This is a genomic window from Williamsia sp. MIQD14, from assembly GCF_051025635.1.
GTDB lineage: Bacteria > Actinomycetota > Actinomycetes > Mycobacteriales > Mycobacteriaceae > Williamsia_A.
The window spans coordinates 12499-31643 of the sequence record NZ_JBPFDG010000003.1; the positions used below are offsets into that span (position 1 = coordinate 12499).

Below are 19145 nucleotides of genomic sequence, written 5' to 3' on the forward strand. Positions count from 1 at the left end.
TCGCCCGGGAGCACCGATCGTCGATTACGGGCATGATCGACGGAGACGACCCACCGGGGTCGCGGGCATCGAGGGAGGACAGCATCGGTATCTGCCAGACGGTGCGCGGGGGTCGTCGACTCTGGCTGATCGTGGCCGCGCTCGTGGTCGTGGTGCTGGCGGTGGTGATCACCGTGATCGCGACCTCCGGCGGCGACGATCGGTCGATCTCCGAACGGTCGATGACCATCGCAGGGGTCCCCGAGGGCACGACCCCGGTCTCGCTCGACGCCTCGGTGTTCCTGCCGGCCACGCTGCCCGCCCCCGCGGTGATCCTCGCGCACGGCTTCGGCGGTTCGAAGGACGACCTGACCTCGCAGGCCCGCACCCTGGCCGGCCGCGGGTACGTGGTGGTCGCATACTCGGCGCGCGGCTTCGGCGCGTCCGGCGGCCTCGTCCATCTCGACAGTCCCGACTACGAGATCGCCGACGCCCGGCGCATCATCGACCGCCTCGCGACCATGCCCGAGGTCGAACGCGACGGACCGAACGATCCCCGCGTGGGCATCGCCGGCGGTTCCTACGGCGGCGGCGTCGCCCTGCTGACCGCGGCCTACGACCGGCGCGTCGACGCCATCGCGGCCGACATCACGTGGAACGACCTGTCGCAGGCACTCTTCCCCAACGGCGTGTTCAAACGCGCGTGGGCCGGGCAGCTGTTCAGCCAGGCCGCGAGCACCGCCACCGAGAACGGCTGCGGGAAGTTCGCGCCCGACGTCTGCGCCGCCTACCAGGCGTCGGCCACGGCCGGGTCACCGACACCCGCGCTGCAGGCGCTCATGCGTGCATCGAGCCCGGCGTCGGTGCTGGGCCGCATCACCGCCCCGACCCTGCTCACCCAGGGCCAGCAGGATTCGCTGTTCCCGATAGACCAGGCCGTGCGCAACGCCACCGGCATCGCCGCGAACGGCACCCCCGTGCGGATGCAGTGGCGGACTGGTGGCCACGACCAACCCGGTGGAGACATCTCCTCGGCGGTGCAGTCGTGGTTCGCGACGGTGTTGCAGGACAAGCAGACCCCAAAGAGCGGTTTCTCCGCCGATGTCGCCGACGGTGCCCTGTCGTCGGACACGGGCCGCGCGACGGCGCGACCGCTGAGCGCGCCGTCGCTCGCCGATGCCCAGACGACCCGTCAGATGCCGCTTCTCGGCGGAACCCAACTCGTGAACGCACCCGCCGGCGGCACCCCGACGGCCATCACGGCGGTGCCGGGTATCGGAAGCCTGTTGGCGACAGCGACCTCGGTGACCGGTGGGGTGTCTCTGTCGGCGCTCCCCGGCCAGGCCGGCGGATTCGTCTCGGCGCCGTTGTCATCGGACACCCTCGTCGGCGGCTCGTCGACCGTGCGGCTGCGCATCACACCGCAGACCACCACCGACGCAACGCTGTTCGTCTCGCTGGTCGACGTCGACGGCGAGGGCAAGCGCACCCAACCCTCGGGGCTCGTGACGCCGGTCCTGCTGACCGGACTCACCCCCGGGCGATCGACGTCGGTGACGGTGAACCTGCCGACGGTGGTGCGAACGGTCGCCGCGGGACATCGCGTCGCGGTGCAGGTGTCGACCACCGACCTCGGGTTCGCCCTGCCCACCGACGCCCGAACCTATTCCATCGCACTGGATTCGCCGACGCTGTCGCTCACCACACTCACCGGTGAGGCGCGCTCGGCGCCGTTCCCGTGGGCCTGGCCGATCGCCGGCATCGTCGTGCTGCTGGCCCTCATCGCGGGGATCTCCTTCGCCGGCTGGCGTCGTGGTCGTGCCGAGAGCGCCGACGTGCCCTCCGATGACGTGTCGCCGATCGTCGTCGAGGGTCTGGTGAAGGAGTACGGCGACTCCTATCGCGCGGTCGACGGGGTGTCGTTCAGCGTCGAGAAGGGCCAGGTGGTCGGACTTCTCGGTCCCAACGGCGCGGGCAAGACCACCGTCCTGCGCATGATGGTCGGGCTCATCTCACCCACCGCCGGATCGATCAGGCTGTTCGGTCAGCACGTCGGACCCGGGTCGGCCGTCCTGGCCCGCGTCGGCGCGTTCATCGAGGGTCCGGGCCTTCTCCCGCATCTGTCGGGCCGCGAGAACCTCGACCTCTACTGGGCCGCCACCGGCCGTCCTCGCGCCGAGGCCGATGTCGAGACCGCCCTCGAGATCGCCGGTCTCGGAGCTTCGGTCGACCGCAAGGTCCGCAAGTACAGCCAGGGCATGCGACAGCGTCTCGCCATCGCGCAGGCGATGCTCGGGCTGCCGGAGCTGCTGATCCTCGACGAACCGACCAATGGCCTCGACCCGCCCCAGATCGCCGAGATGCGCGAGGTCATGCGGCGGTACGCCGCCACCGGACGCACGGTCGTGGTGTCGAGTCACCTGCTGTCGGAGGTCGAGCAGACCTGTAGCCACGTGGTGGTCATGCACAAGGGCCGGCTCATCACCGCCGGGTCGGTGGAAGAACTCGCCGGTGCGGCGACCTCTACCCTCGCCGTCGCGGATGTGGCCGCGGCACGACGAGTCCTGACCGCCGCCGGTATCGACGCCGACGTCGTCGAATCCCGTCGGCACCTCGAAGAGGCGTTCCTCGACCTGATCGGAGAGGAGTCCTCGTGACCGATCCATCGTCCACTGACGAGACCGCTACGACGCGGGTGGCCGCGACCCGAAAGGGGGTGCACGACCGACTCGACTCCATCGGCCCGGTCGCGCCGGTCGAGTTCCGCTCACGTCGCACACTGGGGCTGCGCGTGGAAGCGGTGCGTCAGCTGCGTCGTCGCCGTACGCAGGTGGCCGCGCTGCTCGTGCTGATCCTGCCGCCCATCATCGCGATCGCGTTCTCGCTCAGCTCCGATGATCCCTCGACCGCCGGCGGCGACCAGGGTGGTCGGCAGACCTCGGCGCTGTACGGCCTCGCCACCGCGGGTGGCGCGAACTTCGCCCTCTTCACCGAGTTCGCCGCGGGCTCGTTCCTGCTGACGGTGCTGGTCGCGCTGTTCTGTGGCGACACCGTCGCCGGCGAGGCCGGCTGGGCATCATTGCGCTACCTGCTGGTGATCCCGGTGCGACGCTCACATCTGTTGCGGCAGAAGCTGTTCATCGGGCTGGCGTCGAGCGCGATCGTGCTGATACTCCTCCCGGTGTGGGCGTATGTGATCGGTGGGCTGTTCTTCGGATGGGGGCCGGCACAGTCGCCTCTCGGAGGCGACTTCACCGGTTCCGAGACGCTGCAGCGCCTGGCGATCGTGGTGGGGTACACGCTGATCCAGTCGATGGTGGTCGCCGGGTTCGCGTTCCTGCTGAGCGTCCTCACCGACGCCCCGCTCGGCGCGGTGGGTGGCGCGACGATGCTGGTGATCCTGTCGAACATCCTCGACTCGATCTCCGCCCTCGACCCGTACCGACAGTTCCTGCCCACCCACTACCAGTTCGCCTGGCTGGATGCGTTGGGACCGAACGTGATCTGGGAGGACATGGCCCGCGGGGTCGGCATCTCGCTGATCTACTCCTCGGTCCTCTTCGGTGCAGCCTGGTGGTGGTTCCACCGCAAGGACATCGTCAGCTGACCCTCCGCCGACCGTGCACTCAACGGCGTCGATCGGGCAGCAATCTGCGTCGATCGTGCACTTAACCGCGTCGATAGGGCAGTTCTGCTCGTCGATCGGGCAGTTCTCGATTCAGGAGAACCGTTTCGGGTGTTCTGAACGTCCAAGCTGGCATGACCATCGACAAACCGTTCCTGATCACGTCCTCGGAATTGCCACAGCCGGTGGTCGCCCGCGACTTCCAACGGATTCATCGCGGGGTGTACGCAGACCCCCGGGTTGAACTCGCTCCGATCGACGCCATCCGCGCCGCGTGGTTGCGCGCCGGTCCGGGTGCTGTCGTCGGTGGCGTGAGCGCCGCGACGATGTACGGAGTGTCGTTCTACCGGGACGCGGGTCGCCTCGAACTGTTTCGCTGCCCGACCGGCCAGGGGCGTGAACTCGACAGAATCAAGGTGGTTCGGACCGACCTCGATCCGCGCGACGTTCTCACGCTTGACGGTATGCCGGTGACATCGCCGATCCGAACGGCCTACGACCTGGGTCGCCGGACGCCGACATGGTCCGCGTTGGGATACCTCGACGCACTCGTTGCCGCCACCGACCTGGACCGCGGTCAGTTGTGGCGGTTCATCGTCGACCATCCGCGGACGCGCGGGATCCGCCAGATCCGCGGACTGGTCCCATGGATCGATCCGCAGGCGGAGTCGTTCGGCGAGAGTTGGATGCGACACCTCGTGCTGGCCGCCGACCTGCCTCGACCGGAGACCCAGGTCGTGATTCGCGGCGCGTTCGGACGAAAGATCGCCCGGTTCGATCACGCCTACCGCGCCGAGAAGATCGCCTTCGAGTTCGACGGGTTCGACTACCACTACTCCGAGGAGCAACGCGAGTCCGATGCCGCCCGCGATCGGGCCACCGCCGAACTCGGATGGCACACGGAACGCCGCAACAGCGTGCAACTGCGCGACGATCCCCTCGGCTTCGTCACCCGGATCGGGCGCCTGCGCGACGAACGACGGCCCCGACGACGGTGATGTGCCCGATCGATCGCGACAACTGCCCGGTCGACGAAGTCAACTGCCCGGTCGACGAAGATAACTGCCCGGTCGGCGCGGGGCGCGTCGCATCGTGGTTGTCAATCAGTGATTGAACTACTGATTGAAACGTGTTCTACTCGATCGATGGAACAAGCCGAGGTCGACACGCGCGAACGACTGCTGGTGGCCGCGGAGTCGTTGCTGCTGCGATCGGGGTACGACGCGGTGTCGGTGCGCGCGGTGTGCACCGAGGCCGGGATGAACGCCGCTGCGGTGCACTATCACTTCGGATCAAAGGAACGTCTCGTCGCCGCATTGCTTGAGGCCCGTCTCGGCCCTGCGTGGTGGGAACCGGTGTCGCGGATGGACACCGAGGCCCTCGACGTGCGTGAGATCGTCGACGGCGTCGTCGCGCCGCTGATCACCTTGGCCGCCGACCCCGCGGGTCGCCTCTATCTCCATCTCCTGGCCCGGGTGGTGCTCGGCCGCCGCGAGATGGCCTGGACCGATCGCTGGTTCGGCCTCGACCCCTTCGTGGAGATGCTGCGCCGCAACGTCTCCGGACTGTCGGTGGGAGAGGCGCGGCAGCGCTGGGCGCTTGCGTTCGAGTTGATCCTTGGGCAGTTCGGCGACCCGCTCGCCGGCGACCGTGTGCTGTCTCCGCGTCAGGTCGAGTCCCTGTGTCGGTTCGTGTCCGCAGGTCTGTCCGAGGAAAGTGAGTGACGATGAGCGACATCTTCGAGCCGGCGAGGTTGGGGCCGATCACGCTGCGCAACAGGGTCATCAAGTCGGCGACCTTCGAGGGGCGCACACCTGATGCGCTCGTCACCGACGATCTCATCGAGTACCACCGCGTGCCCGCCGCCGGTGGCGTCGGGATGACGACGGTCGCGTACTGCGCCGTCGCGCCCGGGGGACGTACCGACCGACACCAGATCTGGATGCGACCCGACGCCGTGCCCGGGTTGCGGCGACTCGCCGACGCCGTCCACGCCGAAGGCGCCGCGGTCAGTGCCCAGATCGGTCACGCCGGACCCGTGGCCAACGCCGCGTCGAACCGGTCGCCGGCCCTGGCCCCGACACGACTCTTCAGCCCGCTGAGCATGAAGATGATGCAGCGCCCCGACGCCGCCGCGCTCCGCGAGGTGGTGCAGGCGCACGCCGACGCCGCGGGATACGCCCAGCGGGCCGGCTTCGACGCCGTCGAGATCCACTTCGGCCACAACTATCTCGTGAGTTCCTTCTTCAGTCCGCTGCTCAACCGACGCCGCGACGACTACGGCGGCTCGCTGCGCAACCGGGCCCGTCTGGCCCGCGACATCGCGACCGCCGTACGGGACAGGGTCGGCGACCGCCTCGCCGTCACGGCGAAACTGAACATGGACGACGGTGTCGCACCCGGCCTGCACATCGATGAGAGCCTGCAGATCGGTCGCTGGCTGCAGGACGACGGCGCTCTCGATGCACTCGAATTGACCGCCGGGAGTTCGCTTCTCAATCCGATGTACCTGTTCCGCGGCGACGCCCCGCGGCGTAGCTTCGCCCGGGCGTTCCCGCCGCCGCTCGGATGGGGGATGCGACTGGCCGGTCCGTTCCTGCGTGCCTACCCGTACGAAGATGCGTTCCTGCTCGACATGGCCCGGCAGTTCCGACACGAGCTCACGATGCCGCTGATCCTCCTCGGCGGTATCACGTCGCGGGAGACGATGGACCTCGCGCGCAGTGAGGGTTTCGAGTTCGTGGCCATGGCGCGGGCCCTGCTGCGGCAACCGGATCTCATCAACCGCATCCAGGCGAACGACCGCCCGCGGTCGCTCTGCACGCACTGCAACGAATGCATGCCGACCATCTACAGCCGGACCCACTGCGTGTTGACCCGTGATCGCGTCGCCGGGTGACCGCGGTACGAACGCGGTGACCCCGACGATCCTCATCACCGGAGCCGGTGGGGGACTCGGCGGGTCCGCTGCCCGACTGTTCGCCGAACGCGGATGGCGCGTGCTCGCCGCCGACCTGCGGCCGCCGCCCGCTGCGGAACGCACGATCCCCATCGAGATCGACGTCACGCGAGCCGAATCCGTCGAGACGGCGATGGAGATCGTCCGCCGCGAAGCACCCGAGGGGCTCGACGCCGTCGTCACCTTCGCCGGTGTGATGCGCGTCGGTTCCGTGGCCGAGATCGATGAGGCCGAGCTCGTCGGGCTTCTCCAGGTGAACCTGCTCGGCACCTATCGGGTGGTGAAATCCGCGCTACCGCAGGTGATCCAGGGGAGGGGGCGGGTCATCACCATCAGTTCCGAGACCGGTTGGCAGAGCGCGCTGATGCTCAACGGACCGTATGCGATCACCAAGCACGCGATCGAGGCCTACTCCGACGCCCTGCGTCGCGAACTGATGTTCCTCGGGATACCGGTGAGCACCATCCGCCCCGGGCCGTTCCGTACCGACATGGTCGACGGGATAGGCCGTGCCTTCGCGCACGCACGCGACAGCACGACCCATTTCGGTGCGCTCATCGACAGGGTCGGAGCACTCGCGATACGAGAGCAGGAACGCGCACACGACCCGCACCTGCTCGCCGAGGTGGTGTGGCGCGCGGCCACCGCGAGGCGACCGCGGGCGCACTACTCCGTCCGCGCCGATCTACGGCGCAGCGTGCTCCACCACCTGCCGACGCCTGTGGTGGATCGACTCCTGGTGCAGCTCTTCCGATCTACCCGCGTTCAGCGCGAGTAGTCGTAGAAACCTCGGCCCGACTTCTTGCCCAGGAACCCGGCATCGACCATCCGACGCAACAGCGGCGGCGCGGCCAGGTGGGGTTCGGCGAACTCGGCGTACAGCGATTCGGAGACGTCGAGGACGACGTCGAGACCGACGGTGTCACAGAGGGTCAGCGGTCCCATCGGGTGCGCACACCCGTTGACCATGCCGGTGTCGATGTCCTCCTTGGTGGCGTATCCGCTCTCGCACATGCGGATCGCCGACAGCAGGTAGGGGATCAGCAGCGCGTTGACCACGAAACCACCGCGGTCGCCGGCGGCGATCGTGCGCTTGCCGAGATGGTCACGCGCGTAGGCTGTCACGGTCTCGACGGCGTGATCGGAACTCACGAGGCTGGAGATGATCTCGACGAGAGGCATCACCGGGACGGGGTTGAAGAAGTGCACACCCACCACGCGGCTCGGGTCGGCGACGTCCTTCGCGACCCGGATGATCGGGATGGACGAGGTGTTGGTGGCGAGGATGGCCTCGGGTGCGGTCGCCTTGTCCAGATCGGCGAAGAAGCCGATCTTCAGTGACTCGATCTCGGGAAGCGCCTCGATCACCAGCTCGCGATCGCCGAGATCGCCGATCGAGGTGGTGGTGCGCAGGCGGCCGAGTGCGGCACCGGAATCGTCGTCGCCGAGCTTGCCGGACTTGACCGCGCGCGCCAGCGACTTCTCGATACGCGCCGTCGCGGCATCGGCGGCGGTCTGATCGCGTTCGAGGACGATGACCTCGTCACCTGCGCGTGCAGCCACTTCTGCGATACCCGCGCCCATCGTGCCGCCGCCGACCACTCCCAGCAATGTCATGGCTGTCCTTCGTCCTCGTCGATCGTGAAACGCGCAGCGCGAACGCCGGCAACTGATGAGGACAATCTATCGGGCGCCACCACACGGCGACGCACACGACCGTTGCTCTCAGGATATGCGGCAGAGGGGGTCTTGCGGCAAGACCCCGGTGGGGGCGCATCATCTGGCGTGCTCGCGTCTGGACCCGACGCGGCCCGATGAGGGGAGTCCATTCATGGCTCAGGTACCGACACCGTTCGAGGTGCACGAATCCGGTGCGTGGCTGCACGGCACCAAGGCAGATCTGGTCGTGGGGGACAGGCTCGTGCCGGGTCATCGGTCGAACTTCCGCGAACGACCGCTGCGTCACGTCTACATGACGAGAACCCTCGATGCCGCCGTGTGGGGTGCGGAGATGGCGGTCGGCGACGGTCCGGGCCGCATCTATCTCGTCGAGCCGACCGGAGCGGTCGAGGACGACCCGAACGTGACCGACAAGAAGTTCCCCGGCAACCCGACGCAGTCGTTTCGCACGATCGATCCCGTTGTCGTCGTCGGTGAGCTCACCGACTGGGTGGGCCACCCGCCGGAGCGGATCCAGGCCATGCGGGACGGCCTCGCCACGCTGCGCCGCGAGAACAGCGCGGTCATCATCGACTGAGCAGGGCCGGCGGAACGTCAGGCCAGGTCTCGGGGTCAGTCGATCGGTGTGCGATCGAGGTCGCGCAGGGCGCGACGCTCCACCAGCAGCGGCACGAAGTCGCGGATCCGGTTCTGTTCGAGTTCTCGATAGGCCTTGTCGACAACACCGGCCACACGTTCGCGAGGTAGTTCCCTGCTCGCGGCGATGCGGTCGATGACCATGTCGATCTGTTGGCGTTCTTCTACACCGTCGGTCGTCATGCGTTCCACGGTACGTGGAGCCTGTCGTCCGATCCGTGGACAGCGAGCCGTCGGCCGATGGCCGGCCACCCGCACCCGCGCGCACGATGACACCGCTGCCGTCCACGACCGATCGCGACGCGTCGCAGTGATCACAAGGGTGTCCGGGCGGACCACGACAACACCGTGTCCGCCCGGGCACCCATGAGATCACTCCGTCCGACCCGACGAATCGACGTCCCTATCAAGTTGGCACGCAACGCTTTCACGAGTCGCATGAGCTCGTCGCCTGGTCGATCGTCATGAAGTCGTTCGTTGCCGCGCCGACGCCGGATGGGTCATGAGCCGCATGAGCGGAAGAAAACGGGACAAAGCTCCGCCGATGCGGAGAAAATTGAGAAACTTGCCGTCGGGACCAAGCCGAACGGTTCGGCGTGCCGAATGCTCTGTGTACACACTCTGATGGCCCAGCGGCCGTCGTCTGCGCAGTGTGTCACAGAGTCGCCACGAAATCCGTTGCGACCGAACACGTTCATGAACGGAAATCACACCCATGATGCTCAAGTCCCGCAAGATCGTGGTCGCCGCGGCGATCGCTGCCATCGCCGTTCTTCCGGCGGCTGCCTGCTCGAGTGACGACTCGTCGGATTCGGCGTCGTCGTCGACCGCCGCGACCTCCTCGGCGTCGTCTGCGGCCGAGTCGAGCGCTCCGGCCCCCGTGGCGACCATCCCGACCCTCACCGGCCGCGACACGGCCGTCGCTCTCGACACCGGGTTCACCGATGCACTCACCGCGCTCAAGCTCACCCCGGGTGTCGTCGGTGGCGCGAAGCTCGAGAACGGTTCGCTGGTCTTCCCGATCACCGGCGGAAACGTCACGTACTACACGCCCGGATCGATCCAGCCGTACGTGCAGGGCAAGATCGAGCACGCCAACGCCGGCTTCTCCCTGACCGCGGGCCAGACCGTCGTCGACATCACGAATCTGACCATCGACCCGGGCACCTCCAAGCTCATGGCCGACGTGTCGGTCAACGGCCAGGTCGCCGCGACCCAGGCGATCGTCTTCGATCTAGACGGCAGCACGCTCAAGCCGCTGCAGACCAACCCCGACGGCACCGCAGTTCTCGAGGGCACTCGCGTCCTGATCTCGGACACCGCCGCAGGCCTGCTCAACAAGACCTTCAACACCGACGCCGTCAAGGCCGGTCTGCTGGTCGGAATCGCGAAGATCACCGTCAACACCAAGTGATCTCGTCGCCCTGAGCGATCGGGGTCTCCCAGCGGCGGTCGTCGGCGTCATGCCGGCGGCCGCCGCTGTGCTTGTCTGACGTACCGGTCGTCGTGGACACTGATCACTCGTGAACGCCTCGGACTACGCCGCACTCGACTTCCCGGTGAGAGGCGCGCTGCGAGGTCGCCATGCGCATCTCGCCCGAACGGTCGGCAGCGCATCGGGTTTCGCTCCCGGCGTGTGCAGTTTTGTCGCCGTCGACCCCTCCGATCCACGGCGGTGGGGTGACCTGGCCACACTGCTGGGGCCGGGTGGGTTCGCCGACATGTTCAGTGCGCCCGACCGCCCGCCGGACGGCTGGGAGCAGGTGTTCGGACTCGAGGGTCGGCAGATGGTGCACGACGGCTCGCCACCACCGCGGGGGCCTTCGCCCGACGCGATCCTGACGCTGGGACCCGACGACCTGCCCGACATCCTCGATCTCGTCGAACGCACCAGGCCGGGACCTTTCGGCCCCCGGACTCCCGAACTCGGTGTGTATCTCGGGATCCGCGACCAGGGGAGGCTCGTGGCGATGGTGGGCCAACGGCTGCGTCCGCCCGGATGGACCGAGATCAGCGCCGTCTGCACGGCGCCGGAGGCCCGCGGTCGCGGACTGGCCGCGCGGCTGCTCGCCGCGCAGGTCCGCCTCGTCGCCGCGACCGGCGACCGCCCGTTCCTGCATGTCGCCGAGACGAATTCGGGTGCCATCTCGGTCTACGAGCGTCTCGGTTTCCGTACTCGATCGTCGGTGGTCTTCCGTGGCTATCGGGTCCCCGACGACCGGTCCGGCCCGCGTCAGACCTGAGGGTGGTGGCTGTCGACGAAGGCCTGTACCCGCGCTGCGATGTCGTCCCGCACCAGACGCATGCGCTCGAGTCCCTCGATGCCGCGGGTCGATGGTTCGTCGGTGTCCCAGTTCTCGACTCCGGCGCGGTGGGCCGGATCGATGTGGGCCTCGCGCCCGAGGGTGATCACGTGGTCGACGCGGGAGAGCAGTCGAGGATCCACGGCGCGGGGTGTCTCACCGGAGATGTCGATGTCCCACTCGGCCAGGACCCTGTTCGACAGTGCGTTGACCTCTGTCCCCGGATGCGTTCCCGCAGAGTGCACCTCGATACGGTCGCCGACGAGCGAACGTAGAAGTGCTGCCGCCATCTGGGACTTGCCGGCGTTCTTCACGCAGACGAACAGCACGCTCGGCGGATCCTGACTCATCGCACCCCCTCGGTCCTGAGGCGACGCCGCAGCGCCAGCGACACGTAGACCAGCCCCACGAGCACCGGCACCTCGATCAGCGGGCCGACGACACCGGCGAGCGCCTGCCCGGAGGTGGCGCCGTACGTGGCGATCGCGACGGCGATCGCGAGCTCGAAGTTGTTGCCCGCAGCGGTGAATGCGAGTGTGGTCGTGCGCTCGTAGCTCAGCCCCAGGGCGGTGCCGACGGCGTATCCGCCACCCCACATCACCGCGAAATACGCCAGCAGCGGCAGGGCGATCCGCAGCACGTCGACGGGCTGCGAGGTGATCTGCCGTCCCTGGAGTGCGAACAGGACGACGATCGTGAACAGGAGCCCGTAGAGCGCCCACGGGCCGATGCGCGGCAGAAAACGTGTTTCGTACCAGTCCCGCCCGCGGGTGCGCTCGCCGATCCTGCGGGACAGATAACCCAGTACCAGTGGTACCCCGAGGAACACGAGAACCGATGTCGCGATCTGCCACGGCGACGTCGAGATCGTCGTCCGGGGGAGGCCCAACCAACTCGGGAGCACCGACAGGTAGAACCAACCGAGAACGGCGAACATGACCACCTGGAACACCGAGTTGATCGCGACCAGAACGGCCGCGGCGTCGGTGTCGCCACATGCGAGATCATTCCAGATGATGACCATGGCGATGCAGCGCGCGAGGCCCACGATGATCAGACCGGTGCGGTACTCCGGCAGATCGGGGAGGAGCAGCCATGCCAGTGCGAACATCACGGCCGGCCCGACGATCCAGTTCAGGGCCAACGACGCGATCAGCATCCTCCGGTCGGCGGTCACCGAGTCGAGCCGGTCGTAGCGCACCTTCGCGAGAACCGGATACATCATCACGAGCAGGCCGATCGCGATCGGCAGCGAGACCCCGTCGACGGAGACCGCCGACAGTGCGTCCCCCAGTCCGTCGACCAGGCGACCGAGGACCAGTCCGACCACCATGGCGACACCGATCCACACCGGCAGCCAGCGGTCGAGGACCGAGAGTCGACCCACGACGCGCGGCGGCCCCGCGGTCGAGACGTCCGAGGTCATGTCGGCACGGCCGCAGAGCTCGACGCGGAACCGAGGAACGACGACAGCGTCTGCAGGGCAGCGGGAACGACACGGTAGTGGACCCAGGTCCCGCGTCGCTCGCTCTCGAGGAGTCCTGCCTCGCGCAGCACCTTGAGGTGGTGCGACACGGTCGGTTGTGAGACGTCCACCGCTCCGGAGATGTCGCAGACACACGCTTGTCCGCCGTCGTGGGCGGCCACCTGACTCAGGAGTCGCAGGCGCACGGGGTCGGCGATCGCCTTGAACATGGTCGCGAGCTCCACTGAGGAGGTGGGCGTGAGCGGTTCGCGGACCAGTGGCGGGCCGCAACGCTCGGCCGAGAGCGCCGTTTGATTCGACATCTGTCTATATTGACACACATCGAATCAGGTTCGGGTCCCGTCGCCGCGTACTCCGATCGGACCACACCTCCCGGCAACGGGCAGACCAGTTAGCGTCCGTATGTAAGGATCCGACAATGCAGATCAAGAAGCGTGCAACTGCCCTGACCGTGGCGGCGATGGCGGCGGTGCTGGTGGGCTCGGCGCAGACCACCGCGATCGCCGGTGCCGACGAGATCGGCGAGTACACCGTCGGTGGTCGGATCCTCGAGGCGTTCAAGGCCACCGGTGGTGTGGAGAAGTGGGGAGAGCCCACGATGGACGAGGCGTTCGCGGCCGACCGCGGGCGGTTCCAACGATTCGACAAGGGCACGTCGTTCTACTGGAAGGCCAACGTCAGCAACGGGATCGCGCACCCCGTCAGCGACCCGATCCGGACCAAGTGGGGCAGCCTGGGATTCGAGCGCGGCGCGCTGAAGTTCCCGACGACCAACGAGATCGACGCCGCGGGCAAGGGCCGCAAACAGTTCTTCCAGGGCGGCAACGTCTACAGCGGCGACAAGACCGGACAGTTCGCCGTGTGGGGCGGCATCCTCGGCAAGTACGCCGCCGTGGGCGGTCCCGGCGGCAAATACGGTATGCCCACCAGCAATGAGTACCGCATCGGTCGCAACTACGCGCAGAACTTCGAGGGTGGGCGGCTCGTCTGGCCGTGATCCGGCCACGCCGGGGCCGTCAGGCGGTGACGTCGAGGGCGGCGCGCACGATGCTGTCGGTGTCGATACCGTGGAGTCGATAGACGTCGTCGAGTGATCCGACCTGACCGAAACTGCTGACGCCCAACGACACCGACGCAACCCGGTTGACACCGGCGAGGAACGCCAGGGTGTGCGGGTGCCCGTCGAGGACGGTCACCATCGGGGTCGCGCGATCGGCGGGGAGCACCTGATCGAGGATCCAGGTCGGCGCCGAACCCTGCCCGCGTCGTGCCTGCAGCGCCTCGAACAACAGTCCCGCACTCGTCACCACCAGGACGTCGGCCGCGACACCGGCCTGTTCGAGGCGGTCGGCGGCGGCGAGTGCCTCGGGGACCACCGCCCCCATCGCGACCAGCGTGACGGCCGGGTTCGCTTGGCGCACCAGCGGATAGCCGCCGGCGACCACCTGACGGCGGCGGCGTTCGCGTGCCGCCGGATCGTCGGGGACGTTCGCCATCGACTGGTCGACCGGTCGGGTCGACAGCCGCAGGTACGCCGACGTGCCGTCCGGGCGGCCCAGACGTCCCATGCTGGCCAGTAGCGTCCACTCCACGTCGATCCCGAACGCCGGCTCGTAGGCGACACAGCCCGGCTGCTCGAGTCCGATCGACGGGGTCGTGATCGATTGGTGCGCGCCACCTTCGGCAGCGAGGCTCACCCCCGACGGCGTCCCGACGAGGATCGACTGACCGCCCGCGTAGATGCCGTACGACCACGGCTCGAGGGCGCGTTCGACGAACGGGTCGTACATGACGCCGATCGGGAACAGCGGCTCACCCCACCGACTCCACGTCGCACCCAGTTCGCCGATGAGGCCCACCAGGTTGGTCTCGGCGATACCCAACTCCATGTGTTGCCCGGTCGGCTTCTCCCTCCAGTGCATGAGGGTCTCGGGATCGTCGTCGAACCAGTTGTGGCGCTCGGCCGCCGACCACACACCGACCTTGTTGACCCAGCCGGCGAGGTTGGTGGTCGAGCTGACGTCGGGGCTCACGGTGACGACCCGCCGCGCGATCTCGGGGGCGCTGCGGTTCAGGTCGAGCAGCACCCGACCGAGACCGGCCTGTGTGCTCGAGGTGCCCTTCGGGGTGCGCCCGCTGTCGGTGGGCACCTCGAGCCGCGGTGCGGTCGGCACCGGATCGCGTCGAAGCCGTTCGGCGGTCGCGGCGCACAGTCGACCGGGTGCGCTCTCGTCGTCGAAGCGTTGCCAGGGATGCGCTGGGTCGTGGCCGAGATCATTTGCGAACGAGGCGAATTCGTCGACGGTGAGCAACGACGAGTGGTTCTGCGGGTGGCCCTCGGTGGGCAGTCCGTAGCCCTTGATCGTGTAGGCGATGATGGCGGTCGGACGGGTGTCGTCGATCTCGCGGTACGCCCGGATCAACGCCGACATGTCGTGGCCGCCGAGATTGCGGATCGCCGCGGCCAGTGTCGTGTCGTCGAGATCGGCGATCAACGCCGCGACCTCGGCCGCGCCGGCGCCGTCACCGGGGAGGCGGTCGCGTACCTCGGCGGGCGAACACCGCAGCAGGCGTTGGTATTCGGCGTTGGGCATGCCCAGGATCCGGTCGCGCAGCTCGGGGCCGCCGACGCGCGTGAAGAGCGACTCGAGCAGTGCGCCGAAGGTGACGGTGATGACCTGCCAACCGGCGGCGGCGAACATGGCCTCGAGTCGACCGCTGGCGATCATGGGCACCACCCGGTCGAGCGACTGCCGGTTGAGGTCGATGATCCACACGACCTCGCCGAGTTCGGCGACACCGGGATCGAGGATCGCCTCCCACACCGCACCCTCGTCGAGCTCGGCGTCTCCGACGAGGGAGTACTGACGCCCGCTGGCCGTCTGGCCGGTCGAGGTCTGCACGTAACGTCGCGCCATCGCACCCCAGATCGGTGCGGTGGCACCGATTCCCACCGAGCCCGTCGAGTAGTCGACGGTGTCGGGATCCTTCGATCGACTCGGGTACGACTGCAGCCCGCCGAACTCGCGCAGTGTGGTGAGGTATTTCTCCTCGAGATCCCCGAGGAGGTAGTTGAGGCTGTGCAGGACCGGCGATGCGTGTGGCTTCACCGAGACCCGATCACCGGGCTGCAGTTGGTCGAACCACAGCGCCGTCATGATCGACACCATCGACGCGCACGACGCCTGGTGACCACCGACCTTCAGTCCCGACGGGTTGGGCCGCACCCGGTTGGCGTGGTGGATGATCGCCGTCGACAGCCAGAGGACGCGCTCACCGATCTCGTCGAGGTGCTCGGGCGAGGCCTGGTGAACGGGGTCGGTGTGGCTGGGTGATGACATGGGCACTCTCCTCGACACTGGCGATCTGTCCTTCGAACGGTGCTCTCGGTTGGCCGATTGCGCAACCACCCCGCCGCGGGCTGCGCATAATGCACATATCAGCGACGCACGACCAGGACCGAGGTGTGCACAATGACCCATCCGCGCAGTGTCGACGCAACCGATGCCCGACTCCTGATGGCGCTGAACGCCGAACCGAGGGCGACCACGCTCGCCCTCGCCGAACGCGCACACCTCTCCCGCAACACCGTGCAGTCGCGTGTGGCGAGACTGGAGAAGGGGCATGTGCTCCGCTCGTTCGAGAGGCGTGTCGACCCGGCCGCGCTCGGGTACCCGGTGCGGGCGTTCATCATGACCAACCTCCGTCAACGGGAACTCGACGCCGTCGGCGCCGCGCTCGCGCTGATCCCCGAGGTGGTCGAGGTTCACGGGCTCAGCGGGGTGGCGGATCTGCTGATCCAGGTGGTTGCCCGACACGTCGAGGACCTCTATCGGATCGCCGGGGAGATCCTCGCGATCGACGGGGTGGAGCGCACCACGACCGGGCTGGTGATGCGGGAGATGGTCGACTTCCGCGTCTCGCCCCTGCTGGAGGAGCTCGCCGGCGACGCGACGTGAGATCGACGGGCCGGCGGGCGCGACAGACCGGCGACAGCGCGCGACAGGCCCACGACAGCGACAATTCCTAACGTCTGGTCTCGACACCGACCTCACACGTCAGGAGACCTCATGACCACGACACCCGCGCCCACCACGCCGGCGCCGATCGCGTCGGCGCGCACCTACACCTCACTCGCCGCGGCCTGGATCCCCCTCGCCGCCCTCTGCCTCGCCTTCTTCGTCGAGATGGTCGACAACACGCTGCTGTCGATCGCCCTGCCCACCATCGGTCGCGACCTGGGCAGCAGCACCACCGCGCTGCAATGGATCACCGGCGCCTACTCGCTCACGTTCGGCGGACTCCTGCTGACCGCGGGATCCATCGCCGACCGGTTCGGCCGCCGTCGCGTGCTCCTCGTCGGACTCGCGGCGTTCGGCACGCTGAGCCTGCTCGTCGTCGCGGTCACCAGCACCGGTGAACTCGTGGCCCTGCGCGCCGCCCTCGGCGTCGCGGCCGCGGCGATGGCGCCCATCACCAACTCGCTCGTGTTCCGGCTGTTCGACGACAAGGCGCTGCGGATGCGCGCCATGACCGTGATGATCGTCGTCGGAATGGCCGGCTTCGTCCTCGGACCTGTGCTGGGCGGCACCGCACTCGCGCACGTGCGCTGGGAATGGCTGCTCGTCGTCAACGCGCCGATCGCGCTCATCGCCGGCATCGGTGTGTGGCGCGGTGTGGCGCCCGACCGGCGCGACGGCCTCACCCGCGATCGGCTCGACCTCCCCGGCGCGGTCCTCAGCATCGCCACCATCGGGCTCGCGTGCTGGTCGCTGACCAGTGGGGTCCAGCACGGCTGGCTCTCGACGCCCACACTCGCCTCCATCGCCGGTGCCGTCGCCGCGGGTGCGGCGTTCATCGTCCACGAACGTCGAAGCGCCGCACCCATGCTCGATCTCGGGTTGTTCTCGAACGGCACCGTCCGAGGTGCCGCGATCGCGCAGGTCGGTACCGCGATCGCCATGGCCGCGGTCATGTTCGGCCTGATCCTGCACTTCCAGTACGCCTACGGGTGGTCCCCGGTGCGGGCCGGCCTGGCCAACCTCCCGATCATCGTCACCATGATCGCGGCGACACCGTTCTCGGAATGGCTCGCAACGCGTTTCGGACATCGGATCGCCTGCCTCGTCGGCGCCGCCTGCCTCGGCGGTTCACTCGCCGGATTGTCGTGGGGCGTCGACCACGGCTACGTCGCGATCGCGGCCTGCATGGTGCTCATGACCATCGGTCTGCGGACGGTCATGACCATCTGCGCGGTCGCATTGGTCGACGCGATGCCCGCCAACCGCACCTCCATCGGCACCGCCCTCAACGACACCGCGCAGGAGGTGGGCACCAGCGTCGGCACCGCGGTCGTCGGCACGCTCATCGCCGTCCTCGTGACCACCCGACTTCCCGTGGGTGCGTGGAGCAGTGACCTCGTTGCGCAGTTCTTCCACGGCGAGCGCATCACCTACGGCATCCTCGCGGTCGTCGTCGGGCTCGTCGCCGCCGTCGGGGCGCTCACGCTCACCGATTCCCGCGCGGTCGAGGACTGATCGAATCCTCGGCCGGCCGTGGCCGCCCCGGTGGTCAGGCGACGCCGACCGGTCGTGAGGTCAACGCGCGGCGCAACAGCCCCACGATCTCGTGTCGGATGGATGCGTCGACGCGGTCGCCGGTGGAGACGAAGAGACTGATGTCGGGGATCGGCGGGAGGCCGCGAACCGTCCGCAGCCCGTCGGGCGCCGGGCCGATGCGGGGAAGCGGGGTCATCCCGACTCCTGCCCGCGCGGCGCCGACAACCGATGTGAGGTCGACACATTCGGCCGCCACCCGGTGGGGTCGCCGACCCAGCGAGGCCAGCGCCTCGTGCCGCACGGCGCACGGATCGGCGAACAGTACGAGGTCCTCGTTCGGCCGGGCGTCGTGGGCGAACCACTGCAGGGGGATCGGCGCGACGCGCACGCTGCCACGGGCAGGACGGGTCAGCATCAGGGCGACGTCGGCACGGTCGTCGTCGACCAGATCGCGGACATGGGCGCTGCGCGTGAGACGTAGCCGCACCGGCCGCTCCGGGTGCCGGGCGTGGACGAGCGACATCACGGTGGGGACCAGGAACTCCGCGGCGTGCTCGGTGGCGGCGACGAGGATCCCGTTGTCGTCGTGGGGCGTGAGCATCCGCACGGCATCGTCGTGCTGGGCGATGATGTCGCGGGCGCGTATCGCCAGTTCGTCACCGTCACTGGTGAGCGCGATCCCGCGGCCCTGGGGGATCACGAGGCGGCAACCGAGTTCGCGTTCCAGCTTGCGGATGTGGCCGGTCACCGCGGCCGGAGACAGGTGCAACGCGTCGGCGGCGCGACGCACACCGGAGAACGCGACCACCGCCGCGAAGCTCCGCAGCGGGGTGATGTCGAGGGTGGTCACGACGAGCAGTATGCGCCGATCGTTCACGATCTGCGAACGGTCTTGAAACCACCCCGACGCCCCGAGCAC

The 19145-nt window shown here is 68.3% G+C and carries 19 protein-coding genes; 12 read left to right on the plus strand and 7 right to left on the minus strand.

Annotated features, from left to right (window positions below):
* The first annotated feature begins 32 nt into the window (after window positions 1-32).
* From ACQ7HM_RS11565 to ACQ7HM_RS11590, 6 genes are all read left to right on the plus strand, one after another.
* Window positions 33-2636 carry an alpha/beta fold hydrolase gene (locus tag ACQ7HM_RS11565; protein ID WP_434216429.1) on the plus strand — a complete coding sequence of 868 codons (2604 nt, stop codon included), beginning with the start codon at window positions 33-35 and terminating at the stop codon, window positions 2634-2636.
* Window positions 2633-3586, plus strand: a complete 954-nt coding sequence (locus tag ACQ7HM_RS11570) for an ABC transporter permease (protein ID WP_434216430.1) — start codon at window positions 2633-2635, stop codon at window positions 3584-3586. Before ACQ7HM_RS11565 ends, ACQ7HM_RS11570 begins: the two co-directional genes overlap by 4 nt.
* Window positions 3587-3738: 152 nt before the next feature.
* On the plus strand, window positions 3739-4602 hold the full coding sequence (locus tag ACQ7HM_RS11575) for a hypothetical protein (protein ID WP_434216431.1): 864 nt from the start codon (window positions 3739-3741) through the stop codon (window positions 4600-4602).
* A 147-nt stretch (window positions 4603-4749) separates the two neighbouring features.
* Entirely contained in the window at window positions 4750-5328 is a 579-nt protein-coding gene (locus ACQ7HM_RS11580) for a TetR/AcrR family transcriptional regulator (protein WP_434216432.1), read from the plus strand.
* Between the two features lie 2 nt (window positions 5329-5330).
* Entirely contained in the window at window positions 5331-6503 is a 1173-nt protein-coding gene (locus ACQ7HM_RS11585; protein ID WP_434216433.1) for an NADH:flavin oxidoreductase, read from the plus strand.
* A gap of 16 nt (window positions 6504-6519) precedes the next feature.
* The gene (locus tag ACQ7HM_RS11590) at window positions 6520-7341 is read left to right on the plus strand and encodes an SDR family NAD(P)-dependent oxidoreductase (protein WP_434216434.1); all 822 of its coding nucleotides are present in this window, start codon (window positions 6520-6522) and stop codon (window positions 7339-7341) included.
* On the opposite strand, the gene ACQ7HM_RS11595 is transcribed toward ACQ7HM_RS11590, so the two are convergent.
* A complete protein-coding gene (locus tag ACQ7HM_RS11595; protein WP_434216435.1) occupies window positions 7329-8180 on the minus strand; it encodes a 3-hydroxybutyryl-CoA dehydrogenase in 852 nt (283 codons plus the stop codon). The genes ACQ7HM_RS11590 and ACQ7HM_RS11595 overlap by 13 nt on opposite strands.
* Window positions 8181-8394: 214 nt before the next feature.
* On the opposite strand from ACQ7HM_RS11595, the gene arr reads away from it, so the two are divergent.
* Window positions 8395-8820, plus strand: coding sequence for an NAD(+)--rifampin ADP-ribosyltransferase (gene arr / locus ACQ7HM_RS11600; RefSeq protein WP_434216436.1), 426 nt, complete (start codon window positions 8395-8397; stop codon window positions 8818-8820).
* 35 nt (window positions 8821-8855) lie between these two features.
* Here arr and ACQ7HM_RS11605 read toward each other — a convergent pair whose 3' ends face one another.
* Entirely contained in the window at window positions 8856-9062 is a 207-nt protein-coding gene (locus ACQ7HM_RS11605; RefSeq protein ID WP_434216437.1) for a three-helix bundle dimerization domain-containing protein, read from the minus strand.
* 532 nt (window positions 9063-9594) lie between these two features.
* Between ACQ7HM_RS11605 and ACQ7HM_RS11610 the strand changes: the two genes are divergently transcribed.
* Window positions 9595-10293 carry a hypothetical protein gene (locus tag ACQ7HM_RS11610; RefSeq protein ID WP_434216438.1) on the plus strand — a complete coding sequence of 233 codons (699 nt, stop codon included), beginning with the start codon at window positions 9595-9597 and terminating at the stop codon, window positions 10291-10293.
* Window positions 10294-10402: 109 nt separating this feature from the next.
* On the plus strand, window positions 10403-11122 hold the full coding sequence (locus ACQ7HM_RS11615) for a GNAT family N-acetyltransferase (protein ID WP_434216439.1): 720 nt from the start codon (window positions 10403-10405) through the stop codon (window positions 11120-11122).
* Here ACQ7HM_RS11615 and ACQ7HM_RS11620 read toward each other — a convergent pair.
* Genes ACQ7HM_RS11620 through ACQ7HM_RS11630 form a run of 3 tightly spaced genes read right to left on the minus strand, consistent with a single transcriptional unit; the run spans window position 11113 to window position 12970 of the window.
* Window positions 11113-11532: a low molecular weight phosphatase family protein gene (locus tag ACQ7HM_RS11620; protein ID WP_434216440.1), complete on the minus strand. Its 420-nt coding sequence runs from the start codon at window positions 11530-11532 to the stop codon at window positions 11113-11115. The two genes, ACQ7HM_RS11615 and ACQ7HM_RS11620, sit on opposite strands and share 10 nt — an antisense overlap.
* Complete coding sequence (gene arsB / locus ACQ7HM_RS11625) at window positions 11529-12608, minus strand: ACR3 family arsenite efflux transporter (protein ID WP_434216441.1); 1080 nt, start codon at window positions 12606-12608, stop codon at window positions 11529-11531. Before arsB ends, ACQ7HM_RS11620 begins: the two co-directional genes overlap by 4 nt.
* The gene (locus ACQ7HM_RS11630; protein WP_434216442.1) at window positions 12605-12970 is read right to left on the minus strand and encodes a metalloregulator ArsR/SmtB family transcription factor; all 366 of its coding nucleotides are present in this window, start codon (window positions 12968-12970) and stop codon (window positions 12605-12607) included. The genes arsB and ACQ7HM_RS11630 overlap by 4 nt, the downstream gene beginning before the upstream one ends.
* Before the next feature lie 116 nt (window positions 12971-13086).
* On the opposite strand from ACQ7HM_RS11630, the gene ACQ7HM_RS11635 reads away from it, so the two are divergent.
* Entirely contained in the window at window positions 13087-13665 is a 579-nt protein-coding gene (locus ACQ7HM_RS11635; RefSeq protein ID WP_434216443.1) for an LGFP repeat-containing protein, read from the plus strand.
* A gap of 19 nt (window positions 13666-13684) precedes the next feature.
* Here ACQ7HM_RS11635 and ACQ7HM_RS11640 read toward each other — a convergent pair whose 3' ends face one another.
* A complete protein-coding gene (locus tag ACQ7HM_RS11640) occupies window positions 13685-16009 on the minus strand; it encodes a transketolase-like TK C-terminal-containing protein (protein ID WP_434216444.1) in 2325 nt (774 codons plus the stop codon).
* Window positions 16010-16141: 132 nt separating this feature from the next.
* On the opposite strand from ACQ7HM_RS11640, the gene ACQ7HM_RS11645 reads away from it, so the two are divergent.
* A complete protein-coding gene (locus tag ACQ7HM_RS11645; protein ID WP_434216445.1) occupies window positions 16142-16627 on the plus strand; it encodes an Lrp/AsnC family transcriptional regulator in 486 nt (161 codons plus the stop codon).
* A 111-nt stretch (window positions 16628-16738) separates the two neighbouring features.
* The gene (locus ACQ7HM_RS11650) at window positions 16739-18205 is read left to right on the plus strand and encodes an MFS transporter (protein ID WP_434216446.1); all 1467 of its coding nucleotides are present in this window, start codon (window positions 16739-16741) and stop codon (window positions 18203-18205) included.
* 34 nt (window positions 18206-18239) lie between these two features.
* Here the strand turns inward: ACQ7HM_RS11650 and ACQ7HM_RS11655 are convergent, their stop codons facing one another.
* Window positions 18240-19076 (minus strand): LysR family transcriptional regulator, encoded by an 837-nt coding sequence (locus tag ACQ7HM_RS11655; protein ID WP_434216447.1) that lies wholly within the window; start codon window positions 19074-19076, stop codon window positions 18240-18242.
* Between the last annotated feature and the right edge of the window lie 69 nt (window positions 19077-19145).

Coding starts and splice junctions, on each gene's coding strand:
- ACQ7HM_RS11605 (WP_434216437.1), bottom strand. CDS start 9,062: ATGACGACCGACGGTGTAGAAGAACGCCAACAGATCGACATGGTCATC.
- ACQ7HM_RS11595 (WP_434216435.1), bottom strand. CDS start 8,180: ATGACATTGCTGGGAGTGGTCGGCGGCGGCACGATGGGCGCGGGTATC.
- ACQ7HM_RS11635 (WP_434216443.1), top strand. CDS start 13,087: ATGCAGATCAAGAAGCGTGCAACTGCCCTGACCGTGGCGGCGATGGCG.
- ACQ7HM_RS11610 (WP_434216438.1), top strand. CDS start 9,595: ATGATGCTCAAGTCCCGCAAGATCGTGGTCGCCGCGGCGATCGCTGCC.
- ACQ7HM_RS11630 (WP_434216442.1), bottom strand. CDS start 12,970: ATGTCGAATCAAACGGCGCTCTCGGCCGAGCGTTGCGGCCCGCCACTG.
- ACQ7HM_RS11645 (WP_434216445.1), top strand. CDS start 16,142: ATGACCCATCCGCGCAGTGTCGACGCAACCGATGCCCGACTCCTGATG.
- arsB (WP_434216441.1), bottom strand. CDS start 12,608: ATGACCTCGGACGTCTCGACCGCGGGGCCGCCGCGCGTCGTGGGTCGA.
- ACQ7HM_RS11620 (WP_434216440.1), bottom strand. CDS start 11,532: ATGAGTCAGGATCCGCCGAGCGTGCTGTTCGTCTGCGTGAAGAACGCC.
- arr (WP_434216436.1), top strand. CDS start 8,395: ATGGCTCAGGTACCGACACCGTTCGAGGTGCACGAATCCGGTGCGTGG.
- ACQ7HM_RS11580 (WP_434216432.1), top strand. CDS start 4,750: ATGGAACAAGCCGAGGTCGACACGCGCGAACGACTGCTGGTGGCCGCG.
- ACQ7HM_RS11565 (WP_434216429.1), top strand. CDS start 33: ATGATCGACGGAGACGACCCACCGGGGTCGCGGGCATCGAGGGAGGAC.
- ACQ7HM_RS11650 (WP_434216446.1), top strand. CDS start 16,739: ATGACCACGACACCCGCGCCCACCACGCCGGCGCCGATCGCGTCGGCG.
- ACQ7HM_RS11585 (WP_434216433.1), top strand. CDS start 5,331: ATGAGCGACATCTTCGAGCCGGCGAGGTTGGGGCCGATCACGCTGCGC.
- ACQ7HM_RS11575 (WP_434216431.1), top strand. CDS start 3,739: ATGACCATCGACAAACCGTTCCTGATCACGTCCTCGGAATTGCCACAG.
- ACQ7HM_RS11640 (WP_434216444.1), bottom strand. CDS start 16,009: ATGTCATCACCCAGCCACACCGACCCCGTTCACCAGGCCTCGCCCGAG.